1 pseudogene is annotated in these 231 nt (G+C 62.8%); it reads left to right on the top strand.

Annotation, left to right across the window (positions count from 1 at the left end):
- Positions 1-229 (top strand): annotated as a pseudogene (locus AAEY55_RS18670) (hypothetical protein); the annotation flags it as partial.
- Between the last annotated feature and the right edge of the window lie 2 nt (positions 230-231).

The following is a 231-nucleotide window of genomic DNA, read 5'->3' as shown; positions in this document are numbered from 1 at the left end:
CATCCGCACGCTGCTGTCGAACGCGATGTATGCGAAGCCGCTGTCGTTCCAGAGCCTCACGAGCGAGGACGTGCCCGACCAGCCGGACCGGCTGAAGGTGACCGCGACGCTGAAGCTGCATCCGAAGGATCAGCAGAAGCTCGAGCAGATCGCGAGCCGGATGAGCATGGAGAAAAGCATTTCCAGCGTGAGCTGGACCGCGAAGGAAGCGGAGCCGATGACGGAGTGAGC

Origin of the sequence: Pseudoalteromonas sp. 120-MNA-CIBAN-0494 (genome assembly GCF_040308885.1) — a bacterium.
Classification (GTDB): Bacteria; Pseudomonadota; Gammaproteobacteria; order Enterobacterales; family Alteromonadaceae; genus Pseudoalteromonas; species Pseudoalteromonas nigrifaciens.
Note: the sequence above shows the minus strand (reverse complement) of the source record. Positions and strands in the feature narration are given on the sequence as shown.